This window comes from Rheinheimera mangrovi, from assembly GCF_003990335.1.
Lineage (GTDB): Bacteria > Pseudomonadota > Gammaproteobacteria > Enterobacterales > Alteromonadaceae > Pararheinheimera > Pararheinheimera mangrovi.
In genome coordinates, this window is the sequence record NZ_CP034683.1 from 1831531 (window position 1) to 1854556 (window position 23026).

A 23026-nucleotide genomic window follows, 5' to 3' on the forward strand; every position below is an offset into this window, starting at 1 on the left:
TGTATGACGACCGTGACCACTTCCCAGCCCCAAACTGACGTCAGTGTGCTTCACGCTCAACTCCAGCTGTTACAGCAAGAAAATGCCAGACTAAGCTTAATTAATCAGTTTGCCATTGATCTGCATGAGTTGACGGGCGCGGATGACATTCTTAGCTATGCTGCGAAACACGTCGTGGCAGGCTTAGGTTTTGTCGATTGTGCCATCTTTATACTGGCAGCCGATGGCGAAACACTGGTACGCAAAGCCGGAACTGGCACCCGTGATCTGCCTTCTCATTTAGGTATTGCTGAACTGAAAGTTGGCTTTGGTTTGGTGGGTTACTCCGCCCAAATTAAACAGTCAGTGCTGGTGTCTGATACCCGAAATGATCCCCATTACCTTGCCGATTTAGTTCCAAGCTTATCTGAGCTGGTTGTGCCTATTCTGGATGGCGATGAGCTGCTGGGAGTGCTTGACTGCGAACACTCGCATAGCAATTACTTCAGTGCTGAACATCAGCAAATACTGGAAGTAGTGGCCTCCATTCTGGCCAGCAAACTGCGAAAGTCGCAGATGCTGGATACTCTGGAGTCGTCGGTCAGTAAACTAGAATATGCAGAGCGACTACAAAAAGCTTTGTATGAAATAGCCTCTTTCTCTTATTTTGCCAACGATTTTTCCAGCTTCTACAAGCGGCTGCATCAAATTGTTAACTCGTTGATTTATGCGCCGAATTTCTATATTGCGCTGTTTGATGATGAAACTCAAACCTTGCAATTTCCTTATTTTGCCGACACAGAAGATGAAATAGACCCCAATCAGGTGTATGGCTCTGACGTACTGGAACACAGCCTGACAGGCCACGTATTTCGCTCTAAACAGCCCTTGCTGATTTGTCGTCAGCAGATGGCTGATTTTGATCGTGAACATAAAGTCCGCACTTATGGCTCCGAGCCTGAATCCTGGCTTGGTGTGCCTTTCCAATCCAGTGATACAGTGCGTGGTGTGGTGGCGGTACAAAGTTATGTCGCCAACATTCAATACAGTGAGCGGGATCTGGAACTGATGATCTTTGTCTCCCAGCACATATCCAATGCGCTGGAGCGGGTGTTTTCTGAAAAACGTTTGCAGCATCAGGCATTGCACGATGCGTTAACTGGTTTACCTAATCGCAGCCTGCTGATGGACAGAATTGGTCAGGCTTTTAAGCGTATGCAACGTTTCCCCGCCAATCATCTGGCTGTGATGTATTTAGATTTAGACCGCTTTAAAACGGTGAATGATACGCTGGGCCATCAGGTTGGTGACGCCTTTCTTATTCAGGTAGGGCGGGTGCTGAAGCTCTGTATGCGCCAGACTGACACGCTGGCTCGTTTAGGCGGCGATGAATTTGCCGTGGTGCTGGAAGATGTTGTTAGTCTTGTCGATGTGACTGATGTGGCGCAGCGCATTATTCAGGCACTACAACAACCATTACTGGTCGGTGAGCATATGCTGCTGACATCCTGCAGTATTGGTATAGCGTTGGCCAGCTCTGAGGATCAATTGCAATCGGCGGATGAGCTGATCCGAAGGGCTGATATTGCCATGTATCAGGCTAAGCAAGATGGGCGTGGTGTGTATCGTATTTATTCCTCTGATATGAAAGTGGAGGAAAGTCAGGAGTTCAGATTAGGTCTGGAAATCAAAGCCGCTTTGGCAAAAAAGCATTTTATGTTGCATTATCAGCCCATTATCAGTCTGGATACGGACGATACCTTAGGTTTTGAAGCGCTGATCCGTTGGTCACATCAAAGCCGTGGCGCTATCACACCGGATGAGTTTATTCCTTATGCCGAGAAAAATGGCCTGATAGGACTTATCGATCATTATGTATTGCAACAGAGCATCGAGCAGATCCGGCTGTGGCGACAAAATTATGCCATGCCTTTTTATGTCAGCGTCAATGTGTCCGGATTGGCATTTTCTGAACCTGACTTTGCTTCGGCAGTCATTGAAAAACTGGCTGAAGCGCAAGTACCAGCCCGTTATCTGGCCATAGAAATCACGGAGCGTGCGCTGATTGAAAATATTGAACAGGCGCGTTTGTGCTTAAAGCAGCTGCGCCAGCATGGGGTGAAGGTGCTGCTGGATGACTTTGGTACAGGTTATTCCAGCTTAAGTTACCTGAACGAATTTAAGCTGGATGTGCTGAAAATCGACCGCTCTTTTATCGCCAATATGAAACCCCGGATTCAGGATAACCCTGTGGTGAATACGGTGATTGCTTTGGCAAAAACACTGAATTTAAAAGTAGTGGCGGAAGGGGTGGAAACCAGTTTACAGCGCCAATTACTGAAAGAACTGGGCTGTGATGCCGGACAAGGCTATTGGTTTGCTAAGGCGTTGCCAGCAGCAGATGCAGTGAAGTGGCTACGTTAAATAATACGCCTATGTAGGGGCGGGGTTTATCTCCGCTCGTCTAATGACACCGCGGTGCCTAAGGAAGGGCCGGGACAAGCCGCGGCCCTTACAATTGGCCGTCTCAGATTGGCGTGATTAAACCAGGCGAATTGCTTCTGCTTCGATGACTATTTTGCCCGCTTTGTATAAAGCGCCAATTGCTTGTTTGAACATCTTTTTACTGACGCCAAACTCACCATAAATCTGCTCAGGTGTGCTTTTATCTGAGATTGGCAAGCTACCACCTTTGTGTTTTAAGCGCTCTAAAATCACATCAGTAAAGGCCTGAGCTTTTTCATAACCAGGTTTATCCAGCATCAAATCGATACGGAAATCATCGCGAATTTTTTGTACATAAGCTGTGCCTTTGTAGCCAATACGCAGTGGTTTAAACACCTGATTTTTATACAATAAACCCCAGTGCTGATGATCCACTACCACTTTGTAGCCAAGGTCGGTTTGTGAGGCGACATAAAACTGCACTTCATCACCTGGCTGGTAATCAGGCTTGTCTTTGCCTATGTACCTGTCCAGTTTGGCAGAGGCGACAATACGGTTACTTTTATCGACATAACAGTACACCAGATAATATTTATCCAGCTGCATTGGAATTTGTTGTTCGCTAAAAGGCACCAGCAAGTCTTTTTTCAGGCCCCAGTTTAAAAAGGCGCCTACTTTGGTGATAGCCACAGCTTTAAGCTGCGCCACCTGACCGACCATTACATAAGGTTTTTCTGTAGTGGCAATCAGCTGATCTTCTGAATCCAGATACAGCAGTACTTCAAGTACAGTACCAATTTCAGTTCCGGCAGGCACATAACGTTTAGGTAATAAAATATCACCCCAGCTTAAGCCATCTAAGTACACGCCAAATTCGACCTGTTTTTTTACCGCCAGTTTGTTTAGTTTGCCTAAGGCGAGTTGGGTCATGTGATTACTCCGATGCCAGCAACGCTGGGTTTGACTGTTGAATAAATTGTAGCTGGACCTGCACGCTCTGGGCTGCATTGCCAAACCAGACCTGGCCTTCATTAATAGTGCATTGCAATTGCATAGTGCGGTCGCATAATTTTGCCAGCTCTGCCGTATCGGCAGGAGACACTGCTACTATGGTCAGGTTTTTTAACTGACTCAGCGCTTTTTGTTCCGAGCTGTACCATTTATCCACTGCAGTGCCGCCATAGGCGACTAGTAGCAACTGCTCTGTTTTATGGCTGGCGCGACGTAAACGTTTTTCTTCCGGCAAGCCAAGCTCGATCCACAATTGATAATCACCTGTCAGGTTCTGGCGATACACTGCGGCTTCATCATCGTCGGAAATACCTTTACCAAAGGTTAAATCTTCATGGGCACACAAAGCGAAGGCCAGCAGACGCAACATCATACGCTCTGTGGTTTCAGAAGGGTGCTGGGCTAACGTCAGGTTATAGTCCTGATAATGATGGCGCGACATGTCGGCCACAGCAAGGCTTGCTTTAAAAATGGTTGCCTTTAAGGCCATAACAAATCCGCAGAACAAATCAAAAGGGCGCTAGTGTACCTTGTTCGTCGGAATAATGCAGCTTGTGTGAGTTGCCTGAGATGGCGCGACTCAGGCTTGGAGTTGATGCTGTTGCTTTTGCCGCAGCGCTATACGGCTCCATGCTTTCTCGTGAAAAAAGTAAGCGACAGTATTAATGGCAGGTTCTATGGTTGCCACTAGACCACCCACTAACAGATCTCCGGTTAATAAATAGGTGACGCTAAAAGCGACACTAAAATGCAGCACTGCAAAAGTCATAGTTTTTAACATGATGTGGCTCCAGATGTCTGAATGTGGAATGAGCTTAGCCTGCAGCGCTTTTCATCGAAAACGAATTAATCCAATCGCCGCTATCGTTTTTTATGTTCAGCCGATCCTGAAACGATGCTTGAACCTATTGTTTTGGCAAGCAGGAGCGTAAAATGAATTCATTGGAAGTTTTTTATGATGGCGGTTGTCCCTTGTGTCGGCGCGAAATTAATTACTTTCGTGCATTAAAAAGTAGGGGGCCTATTATCTGGCTGGATTTAACGGATTTAAAAGCAGAGTTGCCACCAGAGCTGGACAGATGCAGCGCCCTGGCGCGTATGCATGTGCGGGTAAACGGCCAGGTCTATTATAAAGGCGCTGCGGCTTTTGCGATGCTCTGGTCGCAATTTGCCTATTGGCGTATGCTTGGACTCTTACTCAAGTTAGCCCCCATTACCTGGTGTGCTGACAGGTTGTATAGCTTCTTTTTGAAACTGAGGCCGCACCTCCAGCGCTGGGTGCAAAAACAGGAGAAACCCTGATGGGGTTAGATTGTCGTGAGCTGTTGGATGTCAAAGAGTATGAGTTTTTAATCAACTGGTTTATGCGTAAGCAAAAGCAGCACCAGTTGGCACAATTGGACGAACCCTACAGTTATGATGGGTATTCTTTGTACGATCAGAAGGTGAACCAGCTGATTGCTGAAGCGACCATCGCTTTTGTGGAGACCTTTCAACGGCAGGCGCCCGCTTTGGTGTTTACCAATTTATTTCATCTGGCAGAGCTTGAACTGCAAGGCAAACGTGATCGATTAATCAAAGCACCAAAAAGTCTGCAATAAAGACAATAAAAAAACCACCTTGCGGTGGTTTCTTCATGATTAGTTGAGTAGCTACTTTTGCTGCACCCGTTTTAACGCATCGGTCAGTTGTGGAAAATCCAGCTTTTCATTCAGTGGCACTAAGGTACCAGCTGACCAGACCCCATAACTGCCATCGTCACGTACCAGAATCATTTTGTCTTTTTTAAAGCTCACCATCTGGTGAGGCAGTAAATTCAGCTTCGGATAAGTGGACGGTTTAAACCAGTTATCACCAGGCCAGTTGCTGTGACAGCCAATCTGAGCCAGCAGAGTAGGGATCAAATCCAGATGTTGGGTCACTGTATTGGATAAAGCACGGTTTAATTCGGGCCAGCTGCTGTAAAGCTGTGCCGGTGCCAGATCAAACTGTGATTCTGCTGCGTGCTGAGTCAATACCAGTAGATTGTCTGTGCTGTTTACCAAAGCTAACTCTGCGCCTAAATCACGGCTGAATTTCACTTTCAGCGGCGCAGCTGCATTTTCCGTTAAGGATAACCAAGGCAGTAGTTTTTGAAATTCCGCATCGCTGGCACTAATACTCAGTTGTCCGGCAGGTAGCTGTTCCATCCAGGCTGGAGCCTGTTGCAAAGCGGCGACCATATCTTTATTCAGCTGCATGCTGCCATAGAGTAAATTCAGCAACGCACTTTGTGCATCAACGGGGGCAAAGTGTTGCTGATGGGCTTTAAATTTATGCAGCTCTAAAAGTGCACTATCAGCCGCAGACAAAGACGGCAGGATCAGTACGGTCACAGGCGCGGACGGCTGGCTGACACATTGTAAAGCTTCAGGCTCACGCCAGTTGGTCGGACGTTGCAACTGCTCGGCTTTGGTTTCTTTTAAACGGGATAAATCCAGCACATTGTATTTAGCCAAAAAGGTATTGGCAGTAGCCGGATAGGTAAAAGGCAGCACATTGTCTTGTTTCATCACATCCAGGTCTAACTGTGCATCAGCCCAGATATGCAGAGTGTGGCTGGCAACAAAGCAGCCTAAAAACAAATAAAGTGCAGGCTGACCCACACCCGAAGCTTGCAGGCGTGGCACTTTTTTCCAGCAAAAATTACTCAGCACCAACTCTATTGCCAGCAACAAAGCTGCGACGACAGAGGTGATCAGAATAAAGTTACGCAGGTTTGTGACAACTTGCTGGCGCAATAAATCAATAGTCTGTTCGCTCGATGCGCTGCCCACATGATAGCCAAGCGCCTGATAGACATAAGCATCAAAGATCAGCGCAACCAGGCCAACTGTGGCTAAAACTGCGGCTATACCACGCACATGGCGCTGGTACGGAAAAATCAGCGTGACAGGGAATATAGTCAGAATAAAAAACAAAAAACATAAAAAGGCGGTGTGGCCCAGCCAGTTGGTCAGCAGATAAAACCAGCCGGTGATACTCTGTGGCAGAGGTTCTGCCCACCAGTATGCTGCGGTGATCACCAGTGCCAGCAATATATTGAAAAAAGTGAACCAGTGACCCCAGTTCAGCAGGCGGTTTACTTTATTGACCAATGACAGGTTTTGTTCCAGCACCATAGAGTTATTGTTTCTTGCTGTTGACGGCGTCTTTGAGCGCCTGACCAAAATGAGTGACTACATCCATACGCTGCGCAGCTGGGACACTGGTATTAATAATATGACTGATGGTATTGCCTAAACACATCAGACTCAATTCTGTGGTGGCATCCTCTGAGCGTAATTGCTCAAGCAGAGTGTTAACGATCTTTTCAATTTGGTCGGTCGAATACTTTGATACAATAGGCATGAAGGTCTCTGCTCGAAATAAAATGGAACAGCGGGGAATACTAGCAGAATTAGCTGAGAACAGGAAAATATATGTCCGTTGATGTGTTGCATCTGGCAATAAATTTTATCGAAAGTACTGAAAGTGAGCAGTTGCAGGCGCAATTTCGTCAGGAGTTGGTGCCGGTCTCCCAATCTGTAGCGCATTTAATTGAACAATTGCACCTGGCCTACAACGGCAAACCTGCCAAAGGTTATGCCACCTTTTCTGACGATTTACAGGACAGAATGGCGCTGCCTTTAGCGCAGTGGCAAGCGCAGGAACGCAGCTTTTTACAATTGGCAGAACAAGCGACCAGTCAACTTGTAGTGCAACTGGTACAGCATCAAATTCAGGAAACCGGCTATTTTATGCTCTGTCACTATCGTTATCTGGCGACAGAGTATGTGCTGGTAACTTTATTAGGCAGTAAAGATCACTTTAGTGTGACGCCGGAGTTATTACTTTCCACCGATCAGCATCTGGATATAGCCCGGATGCAACTGGCGGCCCGTATCGATTTAACTGAATACCAAACCAGCCCGGAGCAAAATAAATACATTTCCTTTATTCGTGGCCGGGCAGGGCGCAAAGTCGCCGACTTTTTCCTCGACTTCTTAGGTTGTGCCGAAGGCATGGTCGCCAAAGAGCAAAGCAAAGTGGTGCTGGCTTCTGTCGAAGAGTATTTATCTGCCTCTGATTACGATGCCAGCGAAAAGTCGGCAGTGCGTAAACAAGTTTATGAATACTGCGAAGAGCAAACCAAACAAGGCCTGGATGTGCATTTGCAGGAACTGTCGGCCACTATAGACAGCAGCGACGCCCGTGCTTTTACCGATTACTGTGCAGAGCAAAATATTGAAGTGCCGGAACAGTTCCCTGTGGATGTAAAAGAGTTAAAAACGCTAGTGAAGTTTTCAGGCGCTGGTGGCGGGGTCAGTATCAGCTTTGAGCAAAAGCATTTGGGCGAACGTATTCGCTACGATATGGACAAAGATTTGCTGATTATTCAGGGCGTGCCACCGAACTTAAAAGACCAGCTGCAACGCTTTTTAAAAGGTTTTTCCAGCTTTGATAACAAAGGCTAACAAGCGAATCGAGAATCGCTCCAAAAATAGTTAGTCACCGCTACTGCCACTGCTATCAGATCCACTTTCTGATACGCTGTGGTGGTGGGGGGTATCTACTTGTTTAATCCGGCTGCCATCTGTGCCGCTTCCTGCCACTATAGTTCCGGTCACTGCACCTTCGGCCGTTTTTTTCTGTCTGATTTCTCGTTGCGGTTTTTGCTGCTGAAGTTTTTTATTCCGGCGCAGCAACCACAGATTGGCGATGACAAGGCCAACAATGATAATAAGGGTCCACCAAAGCGTAACTGTCATTTTTTAGTCCTTACAAATGTTGCAAATATAACGCTGATAAATCATAGGTATATGCTGAAGTAGCAGGGTTTTATCCGGTAATTCACTTTGTGTTATGGCGTCAGTCAGCATAGCCTCGACAAAGGCGTTTAAATAGTCTTCTGCCAAAGGACGGTAACTTAAATGCCAGGCTTCTTTTGCCACACCACCTTGATCGCGTTGATAAGGCCGGAAAAAACCAAAGCTTGCAGCATGCTGGTTTAGCCATTGATCCAAAGCGTAAAAAGGCCCACCGGGCTGATATTCAGCATCCAGTAACTGCACCTGATAATCTGCTGCTACAGGGGCTTTGTCAAAAACATCGAGATCGGTGCCCCAATGATGGCGGCTGGCACCAGGCAAAGCAGAATACAATAAAATCGCTTCAATTTTAGCAAAGCCATCTAACTGACGTATATCGACTTGTTGCTGTGCCTTGTTATAGACAGGGCGTTGGCCTGTGTACTTCGCCGTCCAAATTCGCGCTTGCTGAGCAAAAGAGCGATAGGAAGAGACCAGGGCCAATTCAATACCATCGGCAGCAGCAGCCTGTTGCATCTGCAGATAAGCAGCTTTGACTTGTGGCAGTAAACGATGCCGCTGCTCCAGTTCAACCAGAGCAGTTTCATCAAAACCAGTCAGAAGCTTAGCTATATTCATTTGGCAACCAGTTGTTGCAGGATCTGCTGGTACATATCAGCTAAAGGCTCTAAATCAGCCACTGCCACACATTCGTTGATTTTATGAATGGTGCCATTACAAGGCCCTAATTCCAGCACCTGAGCACCTGTAGGCGCAATAAAACGACCATCCGATGTACCACCAGTCGTCTCCAATGATGGCGCATAACCTTTGACTTGTTGCACTGCATGCACAGCAGCAGCCACCAACTCACCACTGTCGGTCAGAAACGGCAGACCATTGAGGATCCAGTCGATGCTGTAGTTCAGCCCATGTTTTTCTAAAATGGCCAGTACCCGTTGCTGTAACTGTTCTGCTGTAACTTCAGTGCTGTAACGGAAATTAAAGGTTAGCTGCACATCACCTGGTACCACGTTGGTAGCGCCAGTACCCGCATGAATATTCGAAATCTGAAAGCTGGTGGCGGGGAAATACGCGTTGCCTTGATCCCAGACGGTCTGGGCTAATTCGGCCAGTGCAGGTGCTGCCTTGTGAATAGGATTATCTACCAGATGTGGGTAAGCCACATGACCCTGAACCCCTTTGACGGTCAGATAACCCGTTAAAGAACCGCGACGGCCATTTTTAATCACATCGCCCAGACTTTTTGTGCTGGATGGCTCGCCGACTAAACACCATTTGATTTTCTCCTGACGACTTTCCAGTACTTCAATCACACGCTTGGTGCCATTAATAAAAGGGCCTTCTTCATCGCTGGTGATTAAAAATGCGATGTCACCTGTTAATTCAGGATTTGTAGCCAGAAAACGCTCTGTTGCCACCACCATAGCAGCCAGACTGCCTTTCATATCAGCAGTACCGCGACCGTAGAGCATGCCATCACGTATTTGGGGTTCAAATGGCGGGCTAGTCCATTGCTCCAGAGGGCCTGTTGGCACTACGTCAGTATGACCGGCAAAGCAGAATAAGGGTTTACCCTGACCTCTGCGAGCCCATAAATTTAAGGTGTCTTCAAAAAACATCGACTCAATAGTAAAACCCAAAGCCTCAAGGCGTTTTGCCATCAGTTGCTGGCAACCGGCGTCTTCAGGCGTCACCGACTGGCGGCTGATTAAATCTTTGGTCAGGTCAAGTACGGCTGTGCTCATGCGGATAGTCCAAATAATGTCTGATACTGTTTTTCTGAAAAACCAAGATAAAACTTGCCGTTGTGCTCAAGTACGGGTCTTTTGATCATCGCAGGTTGCGCCAGCATCAGCTGGACGGCTTTGTCTGCGGTCATGTCTTGTTTGTCCGCATCCGGCAACGCTCTGTAGGTGGTGCCTTTGGTGTTGAGCAATTCTTGCCAGCTAAGTTGCTGCATAAATTCTGCTAAGAGTTCTGCAGTGATGCCGTCCTGACGATAGTCAATATACTGGTGAGGCAGTTGCTTCTGTTCCAGAAATTTGCGGGCTTTTTTTATCGTGTCACAATTTTTAATGCCATAAATGCGGGTCATAAAAGCATAAATCCTAAGCGTTAAGCAATTGAATAGCCAACAAGTCATCCTGTAGCGCCTGATGATAACCTGAACGGCAATGAATACTATGAATTTTAGGGTGAGGCATTAGGCGTAAAAACAAGCCAAAGCTGTGGCCTGGTTGACTCAGCAGTGCTTTATCGTAATGCAGCAAGGCTTGTCCCGCCTGCACATTGGCTTGCTCGTTCACCAGCCAGTGAAAACCTACCCCATGTTTATTCTGACAATACATCGGAAAATCCAGTACCAGCCTTAATCCACTCGGATGAGTAAACTGAATATACTGACCAGTCTGATTTTTCCTGCTAAACACGCCGCTGAAAGGGCTGTATAAGGTTGTGCCCCGCAATTCAAGCCAAAGCCCATCCCCCTGTAAACCAGAGGCCATGAGGGCATCACTGCTAGCCATACGGTCGTGGCTGAATGCGTCAACCGGACTCCTGATCCTCAGCTTTAATTGCGGATCAAGGCTGGTGTGCCAGTGCAACAAACTAAAAGGGCTAAACATGAGCAAAAACATTTAAAAGGGCGTAGCCGGATAGTAACGAAAAAAACAGAATTTGGCGAAGATTTCCTACAGTGAGTTGTTTCGTTATTTTTACAACTATTTGCTTTGCTGGCAGAACTTAGGCAGAGCAGGGTAGTTAAACAAAATAGTCTATTTTTAAGGTTTGAGCATAAAAATGTCATGAAAAGCTGATAAGTCGAGGTCAGTTTTGATGGCAAAACGATGAAAGCCTTTTGTTTTCTTTGTTAGGATTGTCCACAGATTCTGTGGATAACTTTGTGTGTTGTTATGTTTAAATGGGTTAACGTGCTGTATTTATTGAATAAATACTAATGGCACAAAATTTGTTTAGTGTGCCCTTTGGCAAATAGTTATGCAAAGGCAGGAAACTGACAGTTTTCGTCTTCAATCTGAAACTTTCTGCGTAAAACTTTTGAGCCCTTGGTGTTTTAAATATGTTACCGATTTTGGTGTTTTTTTACTTGGGTAGAGAATATTTTCCAAGCAGTGCGATTTTACCTTTAGTTTCGGCCAAAGCTGGACGATAGTAGATACAGGGGGTAGACTCCGAGCCAACGACTTTGTGGTAAATACACCGATCATCAAGAGGAGTGCCTGCGATGTCAGCTATGTTTTTGACACTCAAAGCTGGGCTGCAGTACAGCCGTGACTGGCCTGTTGTACCTCAACTCAATTCCATTTTCCCGGAAAATAAAATTATTCGCATGACTTTGTTTGCGCAAAAAACGCTACCTGCAGTTGCTGTGGTTGGTGCATTCATGCAATTTAATCAGCTGGGTGCCTCACAACTACCTCTGATCCTTACGATGATGCTGTTTATCTTATCTATGCCATTTCAGGGCTGGTACTGGCTGGGTAAAAGAGCTCAGACTGAATTACCTCCCAGTCTGAGCAGCTGGTATAGCGAAATTAAGCAGAAAATGCAGGCGCAGGGGTTACAAACTCAAAACCCGCAGCATAAGCTGCGTTATGCTGATCTAGCTGTGCTGTTAAAACAAGCCTTTGGGCAACTCGACAAAACCTTCCTTCGCGACTGGCTGTAAGCCAGTCGTCTGCTTTATTTACCGGACAAATAAATCCGCTGATAAAAAGTGTAGACCCACTCTGGTTTGTAAATCACCAGCAAAGTCATGGCCATGCCATTGAGCAAGGCTTCAGGTAAAGCGGCCAGCGGAATAAAGATCAGATAGCCTTCATACAGCTGATCTGAACTGTAATGATCAGCCTGAAGCCAGGCTTGCAATAGCATAAAGACGACCAGACCCAGAGCACTGTTTAAAAAGGCGCCGACAAAGAGATAGACAAATAATTGTCGCTGCAGGTAATGAAAACACAATAAGTAAACGGCGTAGTTCAGCGCTAGTACCAACCAGCCACACAGTAAAGTCCAGAGCAGTTGATCAAGAGAGTGAGTGGTCATCAGCCATTGCAGTACCATCACCAGCACAAAAAGAAGGCAACTTAGTCGTAAACCAAACAGCAGTACTAAACTGGTCAATGCCAGAAAATGGATGGAGAGAGCGTCCAGCACTGTTGCATCGGTTTGCCACAACAAGGCCAACACACAGACACTGGCCCCAGCTACAGGCCAGGGCACAGCTTTGTACTGCAGTTCTTGCCAAAAGTCGCGGCCGAATAAGAAAGCCGCAATCAGCAACAGGCAAAACGCAGCTAACATGGCTTAGCTGAGATCAAAGCTTGACCAGACAGGAGCGTGATCCGAAGGACGCTCTGATGCGCGTAGTTCATAATCTACGTCACTTTCTGTGCATAAGGCTGCAAGTGGGGGCGTCGCCATCACAACATCGATACGTAGGCCTCTGTTGTCATCAAAACCTTTAGAACGGTAATCAAACCAACTATATTTTTCAGTAGCTTGTGGATGTAAAGCTCGGAAAGTGTCGATTAAGCCCCAGCCTTTTAAAGTGGCTAACATTTCACGTTCTTCAGGTAAAAATGAGCATTTGCCTTCTTTTAACCAGCGTTTGGCGTTTGCTTCACCAATGCCTATATCTAAGTCTTCAGGGGAAATATTAATGTCACCAATGACTGCCACATAATCGTCAGGGCTGTGGTGGTTGATTAAATACTGCTGCAAGTCAGCATAAAACTTTTGTTTGGCCGGAAACTTGGTTTCGTGACTACGGTTTTCCCCTTGTGGGAAATAGCCGTTTAATAAAGTCAGGGTTTTGCCGTTTTCCAGAGCAAAAGTGCCTATCAGCATGCGGCGCTGAGCATCTGGTGCATCTGTTGGAAAACCGTATAACATCGACAATGCAGGCTTTTTACTCAGAATAGCTACGCCGTAATGGCCTTTTTGACCAAAGTAATACAAGTGGTAACCAAATTTTTGCATCTCCTCGAGCGGGAATTCATCATCATGAACTTTAATTTCCTGCAAACCGACAAAATCAGGAGAATGTTTAGCCAGCAAAGCTTCGATTTGATGGGGTCTGGCGCGTAAGCCATTTATATTAAAAGAGATAATTTTCATGGTGATTCTCTGATCCAAATAAGAGTAAAGGCGTCTGAGCTGCATACTAGCATTTTGTCGGCCTTGGCGTGAACAGCTGCTTGCTCAGTGCGGCGACAAACTTTAAGCTATGACTTTGTATTGATGAGTTGGATGTTGTGAGTTCTGAGTTACCTGCCTATCAGTTAAAGTTTTCCGCCAAAAGGCGCAGTATTCAGCTGAAAATTCAGTCAGGCCAGCTTTGGGTTTGTGCGCCTACAGGTTGCGATCTGCAATTTATTCAACAGCTTATTCAGCAGAAAAAAGGCTGGATAGACAAACATCTGAGTCAGCAGCAGCAACCCGTCGAAGTGGCTTGGCTGGAACAACGCCAAATTCCATTGTTTGACGATAAATTGCAACTGAAAATAGTGCAGGATTCGGTCAATCAATTTAGTCTGGATGGCGATTGTTTATGGCTGCAGCTGTCGAGCCGTAACAAAGCACAAAGCCAGCAGAAATGGATAGAAAAGCTGGTGACCGAATTCTATCTGCAGCAGGCACAGCAATGGTTTGAATTGCAGGTACAACGGCAACAGCAGCGAATGGCGCTGCAAAGCCGCGAAGTGCGGGTGTGTAATTTTAAAGCCAAGTGGGGCAGTTGTGATTCAGCTGGGGTGCTGAGTTTTAACTGGCGTTTATTGATGGCACCTGCCTGGGTGGCTCAATATGTAGTGGTGCACGAACTGGCGCATCTGGTGCATATGAACCACAGCAAAAGCTTCTGGACTTTAGTTGGTAGGTTTAACAGCGATGCGGCTAAAGCCCGGCTCTGGCTGAAGCAAAACCAACACTGGATGAAGTTATAGATTTCGGTTAATTCAAGACTAATAAAAGAAAGCCGACCATCAGGCCGGCAAAGTTTACATCTTGGGAGAATAGAATGGATGATTCACCACTTCAGACCCTTTACCGCTGAAAAAATTCCATTTTATTGCTGTTTTTTTTGATCTGTGCACTTTGCTTTGCATTTTGTCATATTCGAACATCAACTTACGCTTTTCAGCTGACCGTGTTTTCTGCTTTAATCGCAACAACTTCAGGTTCAACCTGAGCCGGAACAACAGTAAATTGGCCAGCCAGAGCCAATATTCTCTTTTCAGGACAACAACATGACAAACCCTCTGCGTATACAGCAGCTGATGAAGCTGGTGGATTTAACCCGTTTAAATGATCAGGATGACGCTGCTGGCATGCAGCAATGGCTGGAACAGGATTTAGCCAATGCGGCGGTGTGGCCTGCGGCAGTTTGTGTTTATCCACAGTATCTGACCCAAGTGCAAACTTTTCTAAAGCAGCACCAGGCGGCTGTAAAGCTGGCGACTGTCGTGAATTTTCCCTCTGGAGCTTTGCCTCTTGCAGAGGTGCTGGAACAGATCAAAGCCGCGCTGGCCGCTGGTGCTGATGAAATTGACTGTGTGTTGCCTTATCAGACCTTATTGTTGGGTCATACGGAGCAAGTGCGTGAGTTTTTAGCCGCAGTGCGTCAGGCTACAGAGGGTGTTTGTTTAAAAATTATTATTGAGTCCGGTGAACTGGTCACTTGTCAGCAGATCAGCAAAGCCACTGAACTGGTAGTGGAGTCGGGTGCTGATTTCGTAAAATCCTCCACAGGCAAAGTCAAAGTGGGGGTGACTGAAGAAGCTGCCCGTATTATGTTGGCTGTGATCGCTGCATCTGAGCGTCCTGTAGGCTTCAAAGCCTCTGGTGGCGTGCGTTCTGTCGACTTTGCATTAAAACTGGTCAGCCTGTTTGAACAACTAACAGGTGAAGTGGCCACAGCCCAGCATATGCGTTTGGGCGCCAGTGCCTTATTAAACGATTTAAGCAAGCAACTGGATTACTAAACCTTGGGTATACAGCCGCCAAAGTGGATTTAGCGGCTGTAACGTTTTTCTTCTTTGAGTTTATTAAACTGCTGCAATAATTCCTGATGACGCACTCTGTGGTGTTCCGGCAACGGCATATTGTCAACAATTCTGAAGGTTTTGCGGCATTTCTCTGCCAACTCCAATGGTTTTTTCCGTTTTGGATCAGCCATCATCTGTATTGCAGTCTGGATATAGTTCAGCGCGCTGCCTGTATTCATTGGTGCAACTTCCAGCGCTTGCTCAAAACTGATTAAGGCCTGTTCGTAGTTGCTATCTTTGTAGAATTGAATACCTTGTTTGTTTAATTCATTAAAGCTAGTCTGGCGACTTAATGAACGGCTTTGTTGCTCGCTGAATAGTTTTTCAAGTATAGGGTCAATAGCGCCAGATAAATTCTGCAATTGTTGTGTTAAGGCTGATGCTTGTTCAAACTCGCCAATTTGGTTCAGCAATAACACCGCATCCGCGGCGCAATGAGGAATTGGTGGCAGTTCGTCCGGATTTTCCGGATTGATCTCTGGGTTCATTTGTGTGGAAACGCGATCAGACACTGTGGCAAAGGTTTTTTTCGCCAGATACTGTTGGCCACTTAAAGATTCCAGACGAGCCTGACACAAGGTTTCAAACAAATCAAAGTCAAAATCACGAATGACTGTATCTTCACGTTTGGCTCTGTGAATAGCCATTAACGCTTCTTGCTGGTACTTATTGCGCTGATTCAGTTCTTCAGAACGCGATGCTGCATCTATCACTGTGCGGATATAGTTCAGCAGATGAACGACTTCCTGACGTGCTGAGCGTCGGGTTATTTCGTAAATTTGTTTACTGGCCTGCACCAGACTGGCCAAATCGCCCATATCTCTGGCTATATCCATTAGCAGGTTTTGTCGACTGACTGAGAACGGAGAAATAACAATGGCCTGAGTGATCACTGTCATCGCTTCTGCTAATAAACCCTGAGCAACTAAATTACGGGCTTTCAAATCATAGGCTTCAGCAAAGTACCTGTTGGTATCAATGGCCTCATTGCAGAGTTCCAGACTTTCATCATAACGTTCTTGCTCAAAACACAAACGGGCTTGCAGTAATAAGGCCCAGTTGGTACGGCTGAATGCCAGAGTTTCTGCAAGCAAGGCTTCAGCTTCCTGATACTGTTTTAGTTTTAAGTGAGTTTCTGCCTGAATGCGGCCGCATAAAGAATGATAGCGGCTAGCTTGTTCTCGCTCCTGCTTACAGGCTTCAATAACCAGTTCAGGTTGTTCATCAAACATGGCTTGATAAATAGGTGCGAGTTGCTTTTTCTTATTCTGAATTTTAACCAGGCGGGTGCGTAATACGCTTTGTGAAAAAGGTTTAATTATGTAGTCATCAGGTTCCGCTTCGATTGCACCTACGACCATAGGTACGTGATTTTCTCCGGTCACAATCATATAAACAGCACCGGGGGGAAGCAGTTTTTTCTCGCGTAAATCTTCTAATAACTGACGACCGTTTTTGCCTGACCCTAGGTTATAGTCGACAAATAACACGTCATATGAACCATGCATGCATTTCCATAGAGCCTGCTCGCCAGTCATCACAAAGGCAATATTGGTTGCTCCCATAGAGTACAGTATGCCTTTGAGCAATAACTGGAAGGGGCGTTGGTCATCAACAATAAGGACTCGAAGATTTTCGAGAGTTTTGTACGACATTCAGCAAACCTATCGATTCAATTATCGCAAGTGTTGATAATATGATGGATTTTAGCAAGGAAAATTTAGCGACTTATTCTGGAACTATAATGCAGGAAAAGAATGGTGGAGGGGGAAGGATTCGAACCTTCGAAGGCAGTGCCGGCAGATTTACAGTCTGATCCCTTTGGCCACTCGGGAACCCCTCCACAAGTGTGGTGCGCATCTTATCAAAAAACATTTTTATGTAAAGGAAATTACTCAACTTTTTTGTCTGACTGCCGATAAAGCAAACAATATGATGTTTTTGTGCGAATTTTATGCTGATTAATGAGTGGCAAACCGGTATTCGGTTAAATGAGGCGATACAGCAGCACCGGCTGAGTGATTTCTCACTCTGGCTGGCATTTTTATCACCTGCAGTTGAGGAATTTGCTCAGTTTTATACGCCGGATACCCAAAGCGCCAGATTTCAGCCTGATTTGTATCAACAGTTGGGCATACAGCAAGCGCGACCCTTTTCATTTTTACCTGAAGATGAAGCGCAATTAAAGCAGCAAGCCACAGCTTTTCAGCAAGGTGGTGCCGTTGCTTTGCATTTAATGCAGTGCCTGCAAGGCGCGCCATTGGTGATGGAAGATAATAAGCAGAAGCTGCCGGATGAAGTGAAATCGGGTTTAAGTTTGCATGCAAGACGTCATCTGGTTCAGCAAAAACCAGAGATGATGGTGGCTGATCCTACCGCTTTGTATGAGATTTTAAATCAGCTGCACGCCTGATAAAATCTGGTTACCTTTGGTGCTGACATTTTTTAAATTTAAGTCCGCTGCCACAAGGGCAGGCATCATTGCGGGATAGCCGGGTCGCAGCATGCTCTGTTAATACACCACTGCAATACATCCAGTGGCCTTGCTCCAGCTGAAAATCCGACACTTCATCCAATACTTCCAGCTTATCGCCGACAAGATAAGAGGCAACAAAATGCACCTGATCAGCCGTTAACTTCGCATCGTCAATAATCTTCAGGCCAATAAAACGTACCGCTTTGGCGAAGTCTGCTATGTCTGCCAGATGATGCTCAGCCCGCGCTTTTGAATGATAGGTCTGCAAAATGTAATGGTAACACTGAGGATTCTTATCATGATGGCAATAGGCGCTATAACGCGACCGCATCAGTTGTTGTGGGTTTTGTGCAAAAGCCTGACCACAAATCAGCGGCTCACAACAGGCGGCAAAACTTTTACCAGAACCGCAATAACATGGAAAAGACAACACATCTGCCAATTTTAGTACTCACTCTGCTTTTGATGATTTAATGCAGTACTTCATTAAAAGCTTTAGCATAATTCATCAATCAAAATCTTAATCAGAGCCTAGTGTAAGCAAAATGGCACTCAGGGCCAAGCCAGTTGTGTTTTTAGCCCGGCTTGTGGCCTGAAATTAGTGACTTACCGCAATACGCTGGTTTGTTGTCGGAGCTTGTGCTCTGTCGCTACTTAGCTGATAAAAACAGGTTTGATGCTGCTCAGCCAGTTGTTGGTAATGTTGCAATGAGCTTTCACTGAACTGATCCTGCCAGACGACAACAGCACTGCAGGTACTGCTGCTTAATGCGTCACTTAGTACGCTATGAATGTTGCTAATCTGTTTTTGCTGGATCACCAGCACTTTGGACATGTCTAAATCAAAGCCACTGAAGGTCGATTTATCTGGCAGTTGGTTTGGTGCCAGTAACAACACCCAGCCAGATTGTTGTTGGTGCTGCTGAATAATAAACAGCAATTCAGGCAAAGCCAGCTGGCCGGCAGTCACCTGCAATTTTTGATAAAACGCGGTTTGACCGGTTTTATGCTGTAACTGGTTTTGGCCAACTGAAGGGTAGACGTGAACTGCTTTATTTAAATTCAACATGGCGATGCTCCAATACTGTTTGCATGTACAGTGTATGGATGTACAGTAGTTTTCTGTTGTTTAAAAAGCAAGCTCTTTTTTCAAAGTTTTTGGCTGTTTTTTGCTCTTTTTTTATGGCTGATCTGTTACTTATTGTTTTGTAACGTTATTTTTTCAAAGCGTTCGGCTGCCAATTGCTGAGCTTGCTGCTGATCAATTAGTGTTAAGTGTTTACAAAGTACTGTACAAGCCTGTTGGGCTGTACTGTCCTGTTGTAAAGCCGCCAGAATAAACCAGCTATATGCGAATACTGCCGACTTCGGCACACCGGCACCTTTTAAATAGCAATGACCCAACTGAACCTGAGCCTGCAGATGGCCAGTGTAAGCTGCACGACAATAATAAGTCGCAGCCTGGTGCAAATCCTGTTGCACAGAGCAGGTCAAAGCCTGCTGAAAAAGTTGTTCAGCCTCTGGCTGCGCGACAGTTGCTGTTTGCATAGTCGCATCGTTTTGTGGCAAGTACGACAGCATGCTGCCAGGTGACTGCAGCAAAACCTGTAATAACTGCTGATGTTCTTTTAATTTGGCATCGACTTCAGCCAAAGTTAGATCATCAATACCCGTAAATTGTGGGCTTAAAAGTTCTGATGTGGTCATAAGTACAAAATCCGATCCTAAAAAAGCGCGCTATTAGACCCAAGCCACAGGGCAGGGTCAAGCGAATGAGTCAGCTTTGTGCTGCTATCTGTCAGATTTCTGGCTATAGGTGGCAGCATCAACCCTTTTCCCTGCGAAAATCGAGCCAGAATAGTGCGAGGAACAGATCAAGAGGCAGAAAAAACCTGGCCAAATGAATCGAAGTTGCAGCAAGGCGACAAGCGAAAGAGTCTCCAGGTGCATAGAAACTCTAGGTGATTGGGGCTATTGAGTCTGGTCGATGCAGCTGTGGCTTCAAGTAAGAAGGCCATAGTCATATGACTGTCACACTGCCTTCTTACACTTCACATATTCAAGTTGTATGAGCGCAGTACCATGTGGACAGATGAAAGTTACAGGCAAGAACTGGTCAGTATTTTACAGCAGCGTAAGTTGCAGCCGCTGTTTCAGCCTGTACTGGATTTTAACACCGGCTATATTCAAGGTTATGAAGCGCTGATCCGTGGCCCATCCGACAGCCCGCTGCATTCACCGCTCGTGTTGTTTAAAGTGGCACATCAATGTCAGCTTTTACCTGAACTGGAAATGTTATGCCGTGAGCTGAGTATAGCTGCCTTTGCCGCCGCAGCTGTGCAGGGCGATCTATATCTCAACGTTAATCCGTTATTGTTGCTGTCGAACGATCACCCGTCCGGTTTAACTCTGGCCTTATTAGATAAATACCAGCTAAATCCAAGCCGCGTAGTAATTGAGTTGTCAGAGCAATATCAGGTAGATGATTCTTCTGTGCTAATTAATGCAGTACATCATTATCGTGAACTGGGTTTTCGTATTGCCATTGACGATTTGGGCAGTGGTTTTTCCGGTTTAAAGCTCTGGTCTGAACTCAAACCTGATCTGATTAAAATTGACCGCTATTTTATCAGCCAGGTGCATGCTGACCCAACCAAAAAAGAATTTGTCCGCAGTATTATCGCTTTGGCGAAAAGTACAGGTTCTGCGGTGGTGGCTGAAGGCATTGAAACTCGCGAAGAGTTGCTACTCTGTCAGGAATTGGGGGCCGATTATGGTCAGGGCTATTTATTAGGCCGTCCACATGCAGTGATGAGTGCTGTGGTCAATGGCAGCTATCAGCTCAATCCAAATCAGGGCAGTACACCGACAAACTCGACCGAGCAGGTAGGGGCCTTATTATTGTCGGTGCCTGCTGTAGCTAGTGTCACCACTGTAGCGCAGTTATTTGATTTATTTAGTAAAAACCCGCAGTGGTCCAGTTTGGCGATAGTGGAAGATGATCAGCCTGTTGGCATTGTGCAAAAGGCTGTGTTGTTTGAGCTGTTCTCAAGTCCTTATGGCCGGGCTTTGTATGAGAAGAAAAGCGTGAAGGCGCTGATGGATAAAGATGCTGTGATTGTGGATGAAAACAGCAGTCTGGATCAGTTGAGTCAACAGGTAACGGATCAGGACGATGAAGGTAGCTGGTATTTTATTGTCACCAGAGAGCAAAAGTATCTGGGTTTAGGTTCTGTACGGGCATTGTTAAAACGTATCACAGAAAGCAAATTACAAAATGCGCGTTACGCTAATCCGCTAACTTTATTACCTGGCAACGTGCCGATATACCGTGAAATTGATGGTTTATTACAACGACGAAAAAGTTTTCATATCGCCTATTTTGATTTAAACGACTTTAAACCCTACAACGACACTTATGGTTACAGCAAGGGTGATTTAGTCATCCAGCTGGTGGCCGAGCTGTTAACCAGCATAGCCGGCGCTGGTGGTCATTTTGTCGGTCATGTCGGTGGCGATGATTTTGTGGTGATCTTCACCAGCGAAAACTGGCAGGAGTTGTGCCAGCAGGTGCTGAATGAGTTTGCCGAGCGGGTATTGTTTTATTATGAAAGCGCTCATGTGCAGGCCGGTGGTATTCGCAGTCAGAATCGCAGTGGCGAGCAGGTGTTTTATCCTTTACTCAGTCTGGCGGTTGGGGTAGTGTCACCTGATCCAAGGTTATGTGTCTGTCATCATGATGTGGCAGCCTTAGCCAGTGACGCCAAAACACAGGCGAAAAAACCGCAGGGCAATTTTTTGTTTATCTCACGCCGACGTGGGCCTGGTCAGAGTGGATTAGTGAATTAGTCATAGATTAAACCGCTTAACGACTGGCTAGACCAATTCAACACGCCTGCTGAGGTACACTGCACCACTTCGATAGTCGTCAGGACGGGGATCCATGTTTTTACAGCAGTTTATTAGTGAGCATAACCACGAAGTTAGTTTTAGCCGTCAGCAGGCCTGCCGTTTTGCCAAGGAAGTGGCTACAGATTTTAACCCTATCCACGACGCCGACAGTAAAAGATTCTGTGTACCAGGTGATTTGTTGTTTGCCCATATGGTCAGCAAACACGGTTTAGCACAGAAGTTACATTGCACCTTCGCTGGTATGGTCAGCTCGGATGTGCTGCTGCACTCAGAGCAACAAGGCGACGAGTGGCGTTTGTGTGATCAGCAGCAAAAAAATTACTTAATTTTGCGCCAGCAAGGCGAAAAATTGCATGATTTGGCCTATATCGAGTCTTTAGTGAAAGACTATGTACGTTTCTCTGGTCAAAACTTCCCACATATTCTGCAGCCGTTAATGAAGCAGCACCAGGTAATGATTAACCCGCAGCGTCCGCTGGTGATTTACGAGAGTATGACTCTGGAATTCGACCGCTTTTCAGCTACTTCACCTGAATTACGTTTAGCCCACAATGGCTTAACAGTCGAAGGCAAACGAGGTTTAGCCCGCTTAGGTTTTGAGCTGGTCGAACACGGCGAAGTGATAGGCCGCGGCGAAAAACGTATGATTTTAAGCAGCCTGCAGCCATACGAAGAAACAGTGATGCAGCAAATGGTCGACTTTTACAATGAGCGTAAAACTCAGTTTCAACACGCGGTTTAAGCCTGTATTTCTGGTGCAGCTGGCTTGGATTGCTGCTGCGCTTCTGCTAAGGTGCCGCGAAATAATCCCTTTTCGTTGAGGTCGCAGATGTATTACATGATTTGTTCAGAAGATGTGCCAAACAGCCTGCCATTACGTAAGCAAGTGCGTGAACAGCATTTAGCCCGTTTGCATGAATTAAAAGCTCAGGATCGTTTGTTGATTGCAGGTCCGTTGCCAGCTGTTGATCTGGAAGACCCGGCCGAAGCTGGTTTTACCGGCTCTTTAGTGGTGGCGCAGTTTGAATCTTTAGAACAGGCCAAAGCCTGGGCAGCTGCCGACCCATATATTGAGGCGGGAGTGTACGCTGGTTCAGTGGTGAAACCCTTTAAAAAGGTATTGCCCTGACAGATCGACTGACGAATTATAACTTCCCCGGATTTCCGGGGATTTTTTTAGTCATAATAAGGCAATTTTAAAAATCTCAGCCAGTCCTCATCTTTTGCTCATGTTTTTTAATAGCCGAAACGCCATGCTAAAAGCTCCTTCACTATCAGGAGTT

27 protein-coding genes and 1 tRNA gene are annotated in these 23026 nt (G+C 46.0%); 11 read left to right on the top strand and 17 right to left on the bottom strand.

Annotation, left to right across the window (positions count from 1 at the left end; genetic code table 11):
* Window positions 1-3: 3 nt before the first annotated feature.
* The gene (locus tag EK374_RS08305; protein ID WP_127021890.1) at window positions 4-2403 is read left to right on the top strand and encodes an EAL domain-containing protein; all 2400 of its coding nucleotides are present in this window, start codon (window positions 4-6) and stop codon (window positions 2401-2403) included.
* Between the two features lie 117 nt (window positions 2404-2520).
* Here the strand turns inward: EK374_RS08305 and EK374_RS08310 are convergent, their stop codons facing one another.
* From EK374_RS08310 to EK374_RS08320, 3 genes are all read right to left on the bottom strand, one after another.
* Window positions 2521-3354 (bottom strand): CvfB family protein, encoded by an 834-nt coding sequence (locus EK374_RS08310; protein WP_127021892.1) that lies wholly within the window; start codon window positions 3352-3354, stop codon window positions 2521-2523.
* A gap of 4 nt (window positions 3355-3358) precedes the next feature.
* Entirely contained in the window at window positions 3359-3925 is a 567-nt protein-coding gene (locus tag EK374_RS08315) for a YaeQ family protein (protein ID WP_127021894.1), read from the bottom strand.
* 90 nt (window positions 3926-4015) lie between these two features.
* On the bottom strand, window positions 4016-4216 hold the full coding sequence (locus EK374_RS08320; RefSeq protein ID WP_127021896.1) for a DUF2061 domain-containing protein: 201 nt from the start codon (window positions 4214-4216) through the stop codon (window positions 4016-4018).
* Window positions 4217-4368: 152 nt separating this feature from the next.
* On the opposite strand from EK374_RS08320, the gene EK374_RS08325 reads away from it, so the two are divergent.
* Together EK374_RS08325 and EK374_RS08330 are read left to right on the top strand one after the other, a co-directional pair.
* Window positions 4369-4737 carry a thiol-disulfide oxidoreductase DCC family protein gene (locus EK374_RS08325; protein ID WP_127021898.1) on the top strand — a complete coding sequence of 123 codons (369 nt, stop codon included), beginning with the start codon at window positions 4369-4371 and terminating at the stop codon, window positions 4735-4737.
* Window positions 4737-5036: a hypothetical protein gene (locus EK374_RS08330; RefSeq protein WP_127021900.1), complete on the top strand. Its 300-nt coding sequence runs from the start codon at window positions 4737-4739 to the stop codon at window positions 5034-5036. The genes EK374_RS08325 and EK374_RS08330 overlap by 1 nt, the downstream gene beginning before the upstream one ends.
* A 51-nt stretch (window positions 5037-5087) precedes the next feature.
* Here the strand turns inward: EK374_RS08330 and EK374_RS08335 are convergent, their stop codons facing one another.
* Window positions 5088-6596 (bottom strand): DUF3413 domain-containing protein, encoded by a 1509-nt coding sequence (locus EK374_RS08335; RefSeq protein ID WP_127021902.1) that lies wholly within the window; start codon window positions 6594-6596, stop codon window positions 5088-5090.
* A 4-nt stretch (window positions 6597-6600) separates the two neighbouring features.
* Window positions 6601-6825 carry a YejL family protein gene (locus EK374_RS08340; protein ID WP_127021904.1) on the bottom strand — a complete coding sequence of 75 codons (225 nt, stop codon included), beginning with the start codon at window positions 6823-6825 and terminating at the stop codon, window positions 6601-6603.
* A gap of 71 nt (window positions 6826-6896) precedes the next feature.
* On the opposite strand from EK374_RS08340, the gene yejK reads away from it, so the two are divergent.
* Complete coding sequence (gene yejK / locus EK374_RS08345; protein WP_127021906.1) at window positions 6897-7931, top strand: nucleoid-associated protein YejK; 1035 nt, start codon at window positions 6897-6899, stop codon at window positions 7929-7931.
* 30 nt (window positions 7932-7961) lie between these two features.
* Here the strand turns inward: yejK and EK374_RS08350 are convergent, their stop codons facing one another.
* From EK374_RS08350 to EK374_RS08370, 5 genes are read right to left on the bottom strand one after another with little or no spacing between them, the layout of a single operon-like run.
* Entirely contained in the window at window positions 7962-8225 is a 264-nt protein-coding gene (locus tag EK374_RS08350) for a hypothetical protein (protein ID WP_127021908.1), read from the bottom strand.
* Window positions 8226-8228: 3 nt separating this feature from the next.
* Complete coding sequence (locus tag EK374_RS08355) at window positions 8229-8903, bottom strand: M15 family metallopeptidase (protein ID WP_127021910.1); 675 nt, start codon at window positions 8901-8903, stop codon at window positions 8229-8231.
* The gene (gene dapE / locus EK374_RS08360) at window positions 8900-10033 is read right to left on the bottom strand and encodes a succinyl-diaminopimelate desuccinylase (protein WP_127021912.1); all 1134 of its coding nucleotides are present in this window, start codon (window positions 10031-10033) and stop codon (window positions 8900-8902) included. Before dapE ends, EK374_RS08355 begins: the two co-directional genes overlap by 4 nt.
* Window positions 10030-10383 (bottom strand): ArsC family reductase, encoded by a 354-nt coding sequence (locus EK374_RS08365; protein ID WP_127021914.1) that lies wholly within the window; start codon window positions 10381-10383, stop codon window positions 10030-10032. The genes dapE and EK374_RS08365 overlap by 4 nt, the downstream gene beginning before the upstream one ends.
* 13 nt (window positions 10384-10396) lie before the next feature.
* Window positions 10397-10912: a PTS sugar transporter subunit IIA gene (locus EK374_RS08370; protein ID WP_164731843.1), complete on the bottom strand. Its 516-nt coding sequence runs from the start codon at window positions 10910-10912 to the stop codon at window positions 10397-10399.
* Window positions 10913-11532: 620 nt separating this feature from the next.
* On the opposite strand from EK374_RS08370, the gene yfbV reads away from it, so the two are divergent.
* Complete coding sequence (gene yfbV, locus EK374_RS08375) at window positions 11533-11976, top strand: terminus macrodomain insulation protein YfbV (protein WP_127021918.1); 444 nt, start codon at window positions 11533-11535, stop codon at window positions 11974-11976.
* Between the two features lie 14 nt (window positions 11977-11990).
* Here yfbV and EK374_RS08380 read toward each other — a convergent pair whose 3' ends face one another.
* Both EK374_RS08380 and xthA read right to left on the bottom strand, forming a co-directional pair.
* Window positions 11991-12611, bottom strand: coding sequence for an energy-coupling factor ABC transporter permease (locus EK374_RS08380; protein WP_127021920.1), 621 nt, complete (start codon window positions 12609-12611; stop codon window positions 11991-11993).
* 3 nt (window positions 12612-12614) lie between these two features.
* Window positions 12615-13427, bottom strand: a complete 813-nt coding sequence (xthA, locus tag EK374_RS08385) for an exodeoxyribonuclease III (protein WP_127021922.1) — start codon at window positions 13425-13427, stop codon at window positions 12615-12617.
* 137 nt (window positions 13428-13564) lie between these two features.
* Between xthA and EK374_RS08390 the strand changes: the two genes are divergently transcribed.
* Both EK374_RS08390 and deoC read left to right on the top strand, forming a co-directional pair.
* Complete coding sequence (locus EK374_RS08390; protein WP_164731844.1) at window positions 13565-14254, top strand: M48 family metallopeptidase; 690 nt, start codon at window positions 13565-13567, stop codon at window positions 14252-14254.
* 303 nt (window positions 14255-14557) lie between these two features.
* Window positions 14558-15292, top strand: a complete 735-nt coding sequence (deoC, locus tag EK374_RS08395) for a deoxyribose-phosphate aldolase (RefSeq protein WP_127021926.1) — start codon at window positions 14558-14560, stop codon at window positions 15290-15292.
* 29 nt (window positions 15293-15321) lie between these two features.
* On the opposite strand, the gene EK374_RS08400 is transcribed toward deoC, so the two are convergent.
* Both EK374_RS08400 and EK374_RS08405 read right to left on the bottom strand, forming a co-directional pair.
* Complete coding sequence (locus tag EK374_RS08400; protein ID WP_127021928.1) at window positions 15322-17010, bottom strand: tetratricopeptide repeat-containing response regulator; 1689 nt, start codon at window positions 17008-17010, stop codon at window positions 15322-15324.
* A gap of 103 nt (window positions 17011-17113) precedes the next feature.
* Window positions 17114-17198, bottom strand: a tRNA-Tyr gene (locus EK374_RS08405).
* 111 nt (window positions 17199-17309) lie between these two features.
* Between EK374_RS08405 and EK374_RS08410 the strand changes: the two genes are divergently transcribed.
* A complete protein-coding gene (locus EK374_RS08410) occupies window positions 17310-17768 on the top strand; it encodes a VC2046/SO_2500 family protein (protein WP_127021930.1) in 459 nt (152 codons plus the stop codon).
* Window positions 17769-17778: 10 nt separating this feature from the next.
* On the opposite strand, the gene EK374_RS08415 is transcribed toward EK374_RS08410, so the two are convergent.
* From EK374_RS08415 to EK374_RS08425, 3 genes are all read right to left on the bottom strand, one after another.
* Entirely contained in the window at window positions 17779-18261 is a 483-nt protein-coding gene (locus tag EK374_RS08415) for a YchJ family protein (protein WP_233280374.1), read from the bottom strand.
* Between the two features lie 168 nt (window positions 18262-18429).
* Window positions 18430-18900, bottom strand: a complete 471-nt coding sequence (locus EK374_RS08420) for a cell division inhibitor SulA (RefSeq protein WP_127021932.1) — start codon at window positions 18898-18900, stop codon at window positions 18430-18432.
* Between the two features lie 125 nt (window positions 18901-19025).
* Window positions 19026-19538: a tetratricopeptide repeat protein gene (locus tag EK374_RS08425; protein ID WP_127021934.1), complete on the bottom strand. Its 513-nt coding sequence runs from the start codon at window positions 19536-19538 to the stop codon at window positions 19026-19028.
* Window positions 19539-19913: 375 nt separating this feature from the next.
* On the opposite strand from EK374_RS08425, the gene EK374_RS08430 reads away from it, so the two are divergent.
* The 3 genes from EK374_RS08430 to EK374_RS08440 all read left to right on the top strand — a co-directional run bounded on the left by EK374_RS08430 (window position 19914) and on the right by EK374_RS08440 (window position 22872).
* Entirely contained in the window at window positions 19914-21680 is a 1767-nt protein-coding gene (locus tag EK374_RS08430) for an EAL domain-containing protein (RefSeq protein WP_127021936.1), read from the top strand.
* A gap of 94 nt (window positions 21681-21774) precedes the next feature.
* Window positions 21775-22485 carry a DUF3581 family protein gene (locus EK374_RS08435; RefSeq protein WP_127021937.1) on the top strand — a complete coding sequence of 237 codons (711 nt, stop codon included), beginning with the start codon at window positions 21775-21777 and terminating at the stop codon, window positions 22483-22485.
* 87 nt (window positions 22486-22572) lie between these two features.
* Window positions 22573-22872, top strand: coding sequence for a YciI family protein (locus tag EK374_RS08440; RefSeq protein ID WP_127021940.1), 300 nt, complete (start codon window positions 22573-22575; stop codon window positions 22870-22872).
* Window positions 22873-23026 lie beyond the last annotated feature (154 nt).

Coding starts and splice junctions, on each gene's coding strand:
- xthA (WP_127021922.1), bottom strand. CDS start 13,427: ATGAAAATTATCTCTTTTAATATAAATGGCTTACGCGCCAGACCCCAT.
- EK374_RS08325 (WP_127021898.1), top strand. CDS start 4,369: ATGAATTCATTGGAAGTTTTTTATGATGGCGGTTGTCCCTTGTGTCGG.
- EK374_RS08305 (WP_127021890.1), top strand. CDS start 4: ATGACGACCGTGACCACTTCCCAGCCCCAAACTGACGTCAGTGTGCTT.
- EK374_RS08400 (WP_127021928.1), bottom strand. CDS start 17,010: ATGTCGTACAAAACTCTCGAAAATCTTCGAGTCCTTATTGTTGATGAC.
- EK374_RS08430 (WP_127021936.1), top strand. CDS start 19,914: ATGTGGACAGATGAAAGTTACAGGCAAGAACTGGTCAGTATTTTACAG.
- EK374_RS08310 (WP_127021892.1), bottom strand. CDS start 3,354: ATGACCCAACTCGCCTTAGGCAAACTAAACAAACTGGCGGTAAAAAAA.
- EK374_RS08350 (WP_127021908.1), bottom strand. CDS start 8,225: ATGACAGTTACGCTTTGGTGGACCCTTATTATCATTGTTGGCCTTGTC.
- EK374_RS08320 (WP_127021896.1), bottom strand. CDS start 4,216: ATGTTAAAAACTATGACTTTTGCAGTGCTGCATTTTAGTGTCGCTTTT.
- EK374_RS08425 (WP_127021934.1), bottom strand. CDS start 19,538: ATGACCACATCAGAACTTTTAAGCCCACAATTTACGGGTATTGATGAT.
- EK374_RS08340 (WP_127021904.1), bottom strand. CDS start 6,825: ATGCCTATTGTATCAAAGTATTCGACCGACCAAATTGAAAAGATCGTT.
- EK374_RS08315 (WP_127021894.1), bottom strand. CDS start 3,925: ATGGCCTTAAAGGCAACCATTTTTAAAGCAAGCCTTGCTGTGGCCGAC.
- EK374_RS08335 (WP_127021902.1), bottom strand. CDS start 6,596: ATGGTGCTGGAACAAAACCTGTCATTGGTCAATAAAGTAAACCGCCTG.
- yfbV (WP_127021918.1), top strand. CDS start 11,533: ATGTCAGCTATGTTTTTGACACTCAAAGCTGGGCTGCAGTACAGCCGT.
- EK374_RS08370 (WP_164731843.1), bottom strand. CDS start 10,912: ATGTTTAGCCCTTTTAGTTTGTTGCACTGGCACACCAGCCTTGATCCG.
- EK374_RS08420 (WP_127021932.1), bottom strand. CDS start 18,900: ATGTTGAATTTAAATAAAGCAGTTCACGTCTACCCTTCAGTTGGCCAA.
- EK374_RS08380 (WP_127021920.1), bottom strand. CDS start 12,611: ATGTTAGCTGCGTTTTGCCTGTTGCTGATTGCGGCTTTCTTATTCGGC.
- EK374_RS08330 (WP_127021900.1), top strand. CDS start 4,737: ATGGGGTTAGATTGTCGTGAGCTGTTGGATGTCAAAGAGTATGAGTTT.
- EK374_RS08435 (WP_127021937.1), top strand. CDS start 21,775: ATGTTTTTACAGCAGTTTATTAGTGAGCATAACCACGAAGTTAGTTTT.
- EK374_RS08355 (WP_127021910.1), bottom strand. CDS start 8,903: ATGAATATAGCTAAGCTTCTGACTGGTTTTGATGAAACTGCTCTGGTT.
- deoC (WP_127021926.1), top strand. CDS start 14,558: ATGACAAACCCTCTGCGTATACAGCAGCTGATGAAGCTGGTGGATTTA.
- EK374_RS08440 (WP_127021940.1), top strand. CDS start 22,573: ATGTATTACATGATTTGTTCAGAAGATGTGCCAAACAGCCTGCCATTA.
- dapE (WP_127021912.1), bottom strand. CDS start 10,033: ATGAGCACAGCCGTACTTGACCTGACCAAAGATTTAATCAGCCGCCAG.
- EK374_RS08410 (WP_127021930.1), top strand. CDS start 17,310: ATGCTGATTAATGAGTGGCAAACCGGTATTCGGTTAAATGAGGCGATA.
- EK374_RS08365 (WP_127021914.1), bottom strand. CDS start 10,383: ATGACCCGCATTTATGGCATTAAAAATTGTGACACGATAAAAAAAGCC.
- yejK (WP_127021906.1), top strand. CDS start 6,897: ATGTCCGTTGATGTGTTGCATCTGGCAATAAATTTTATCGAAAGTACT.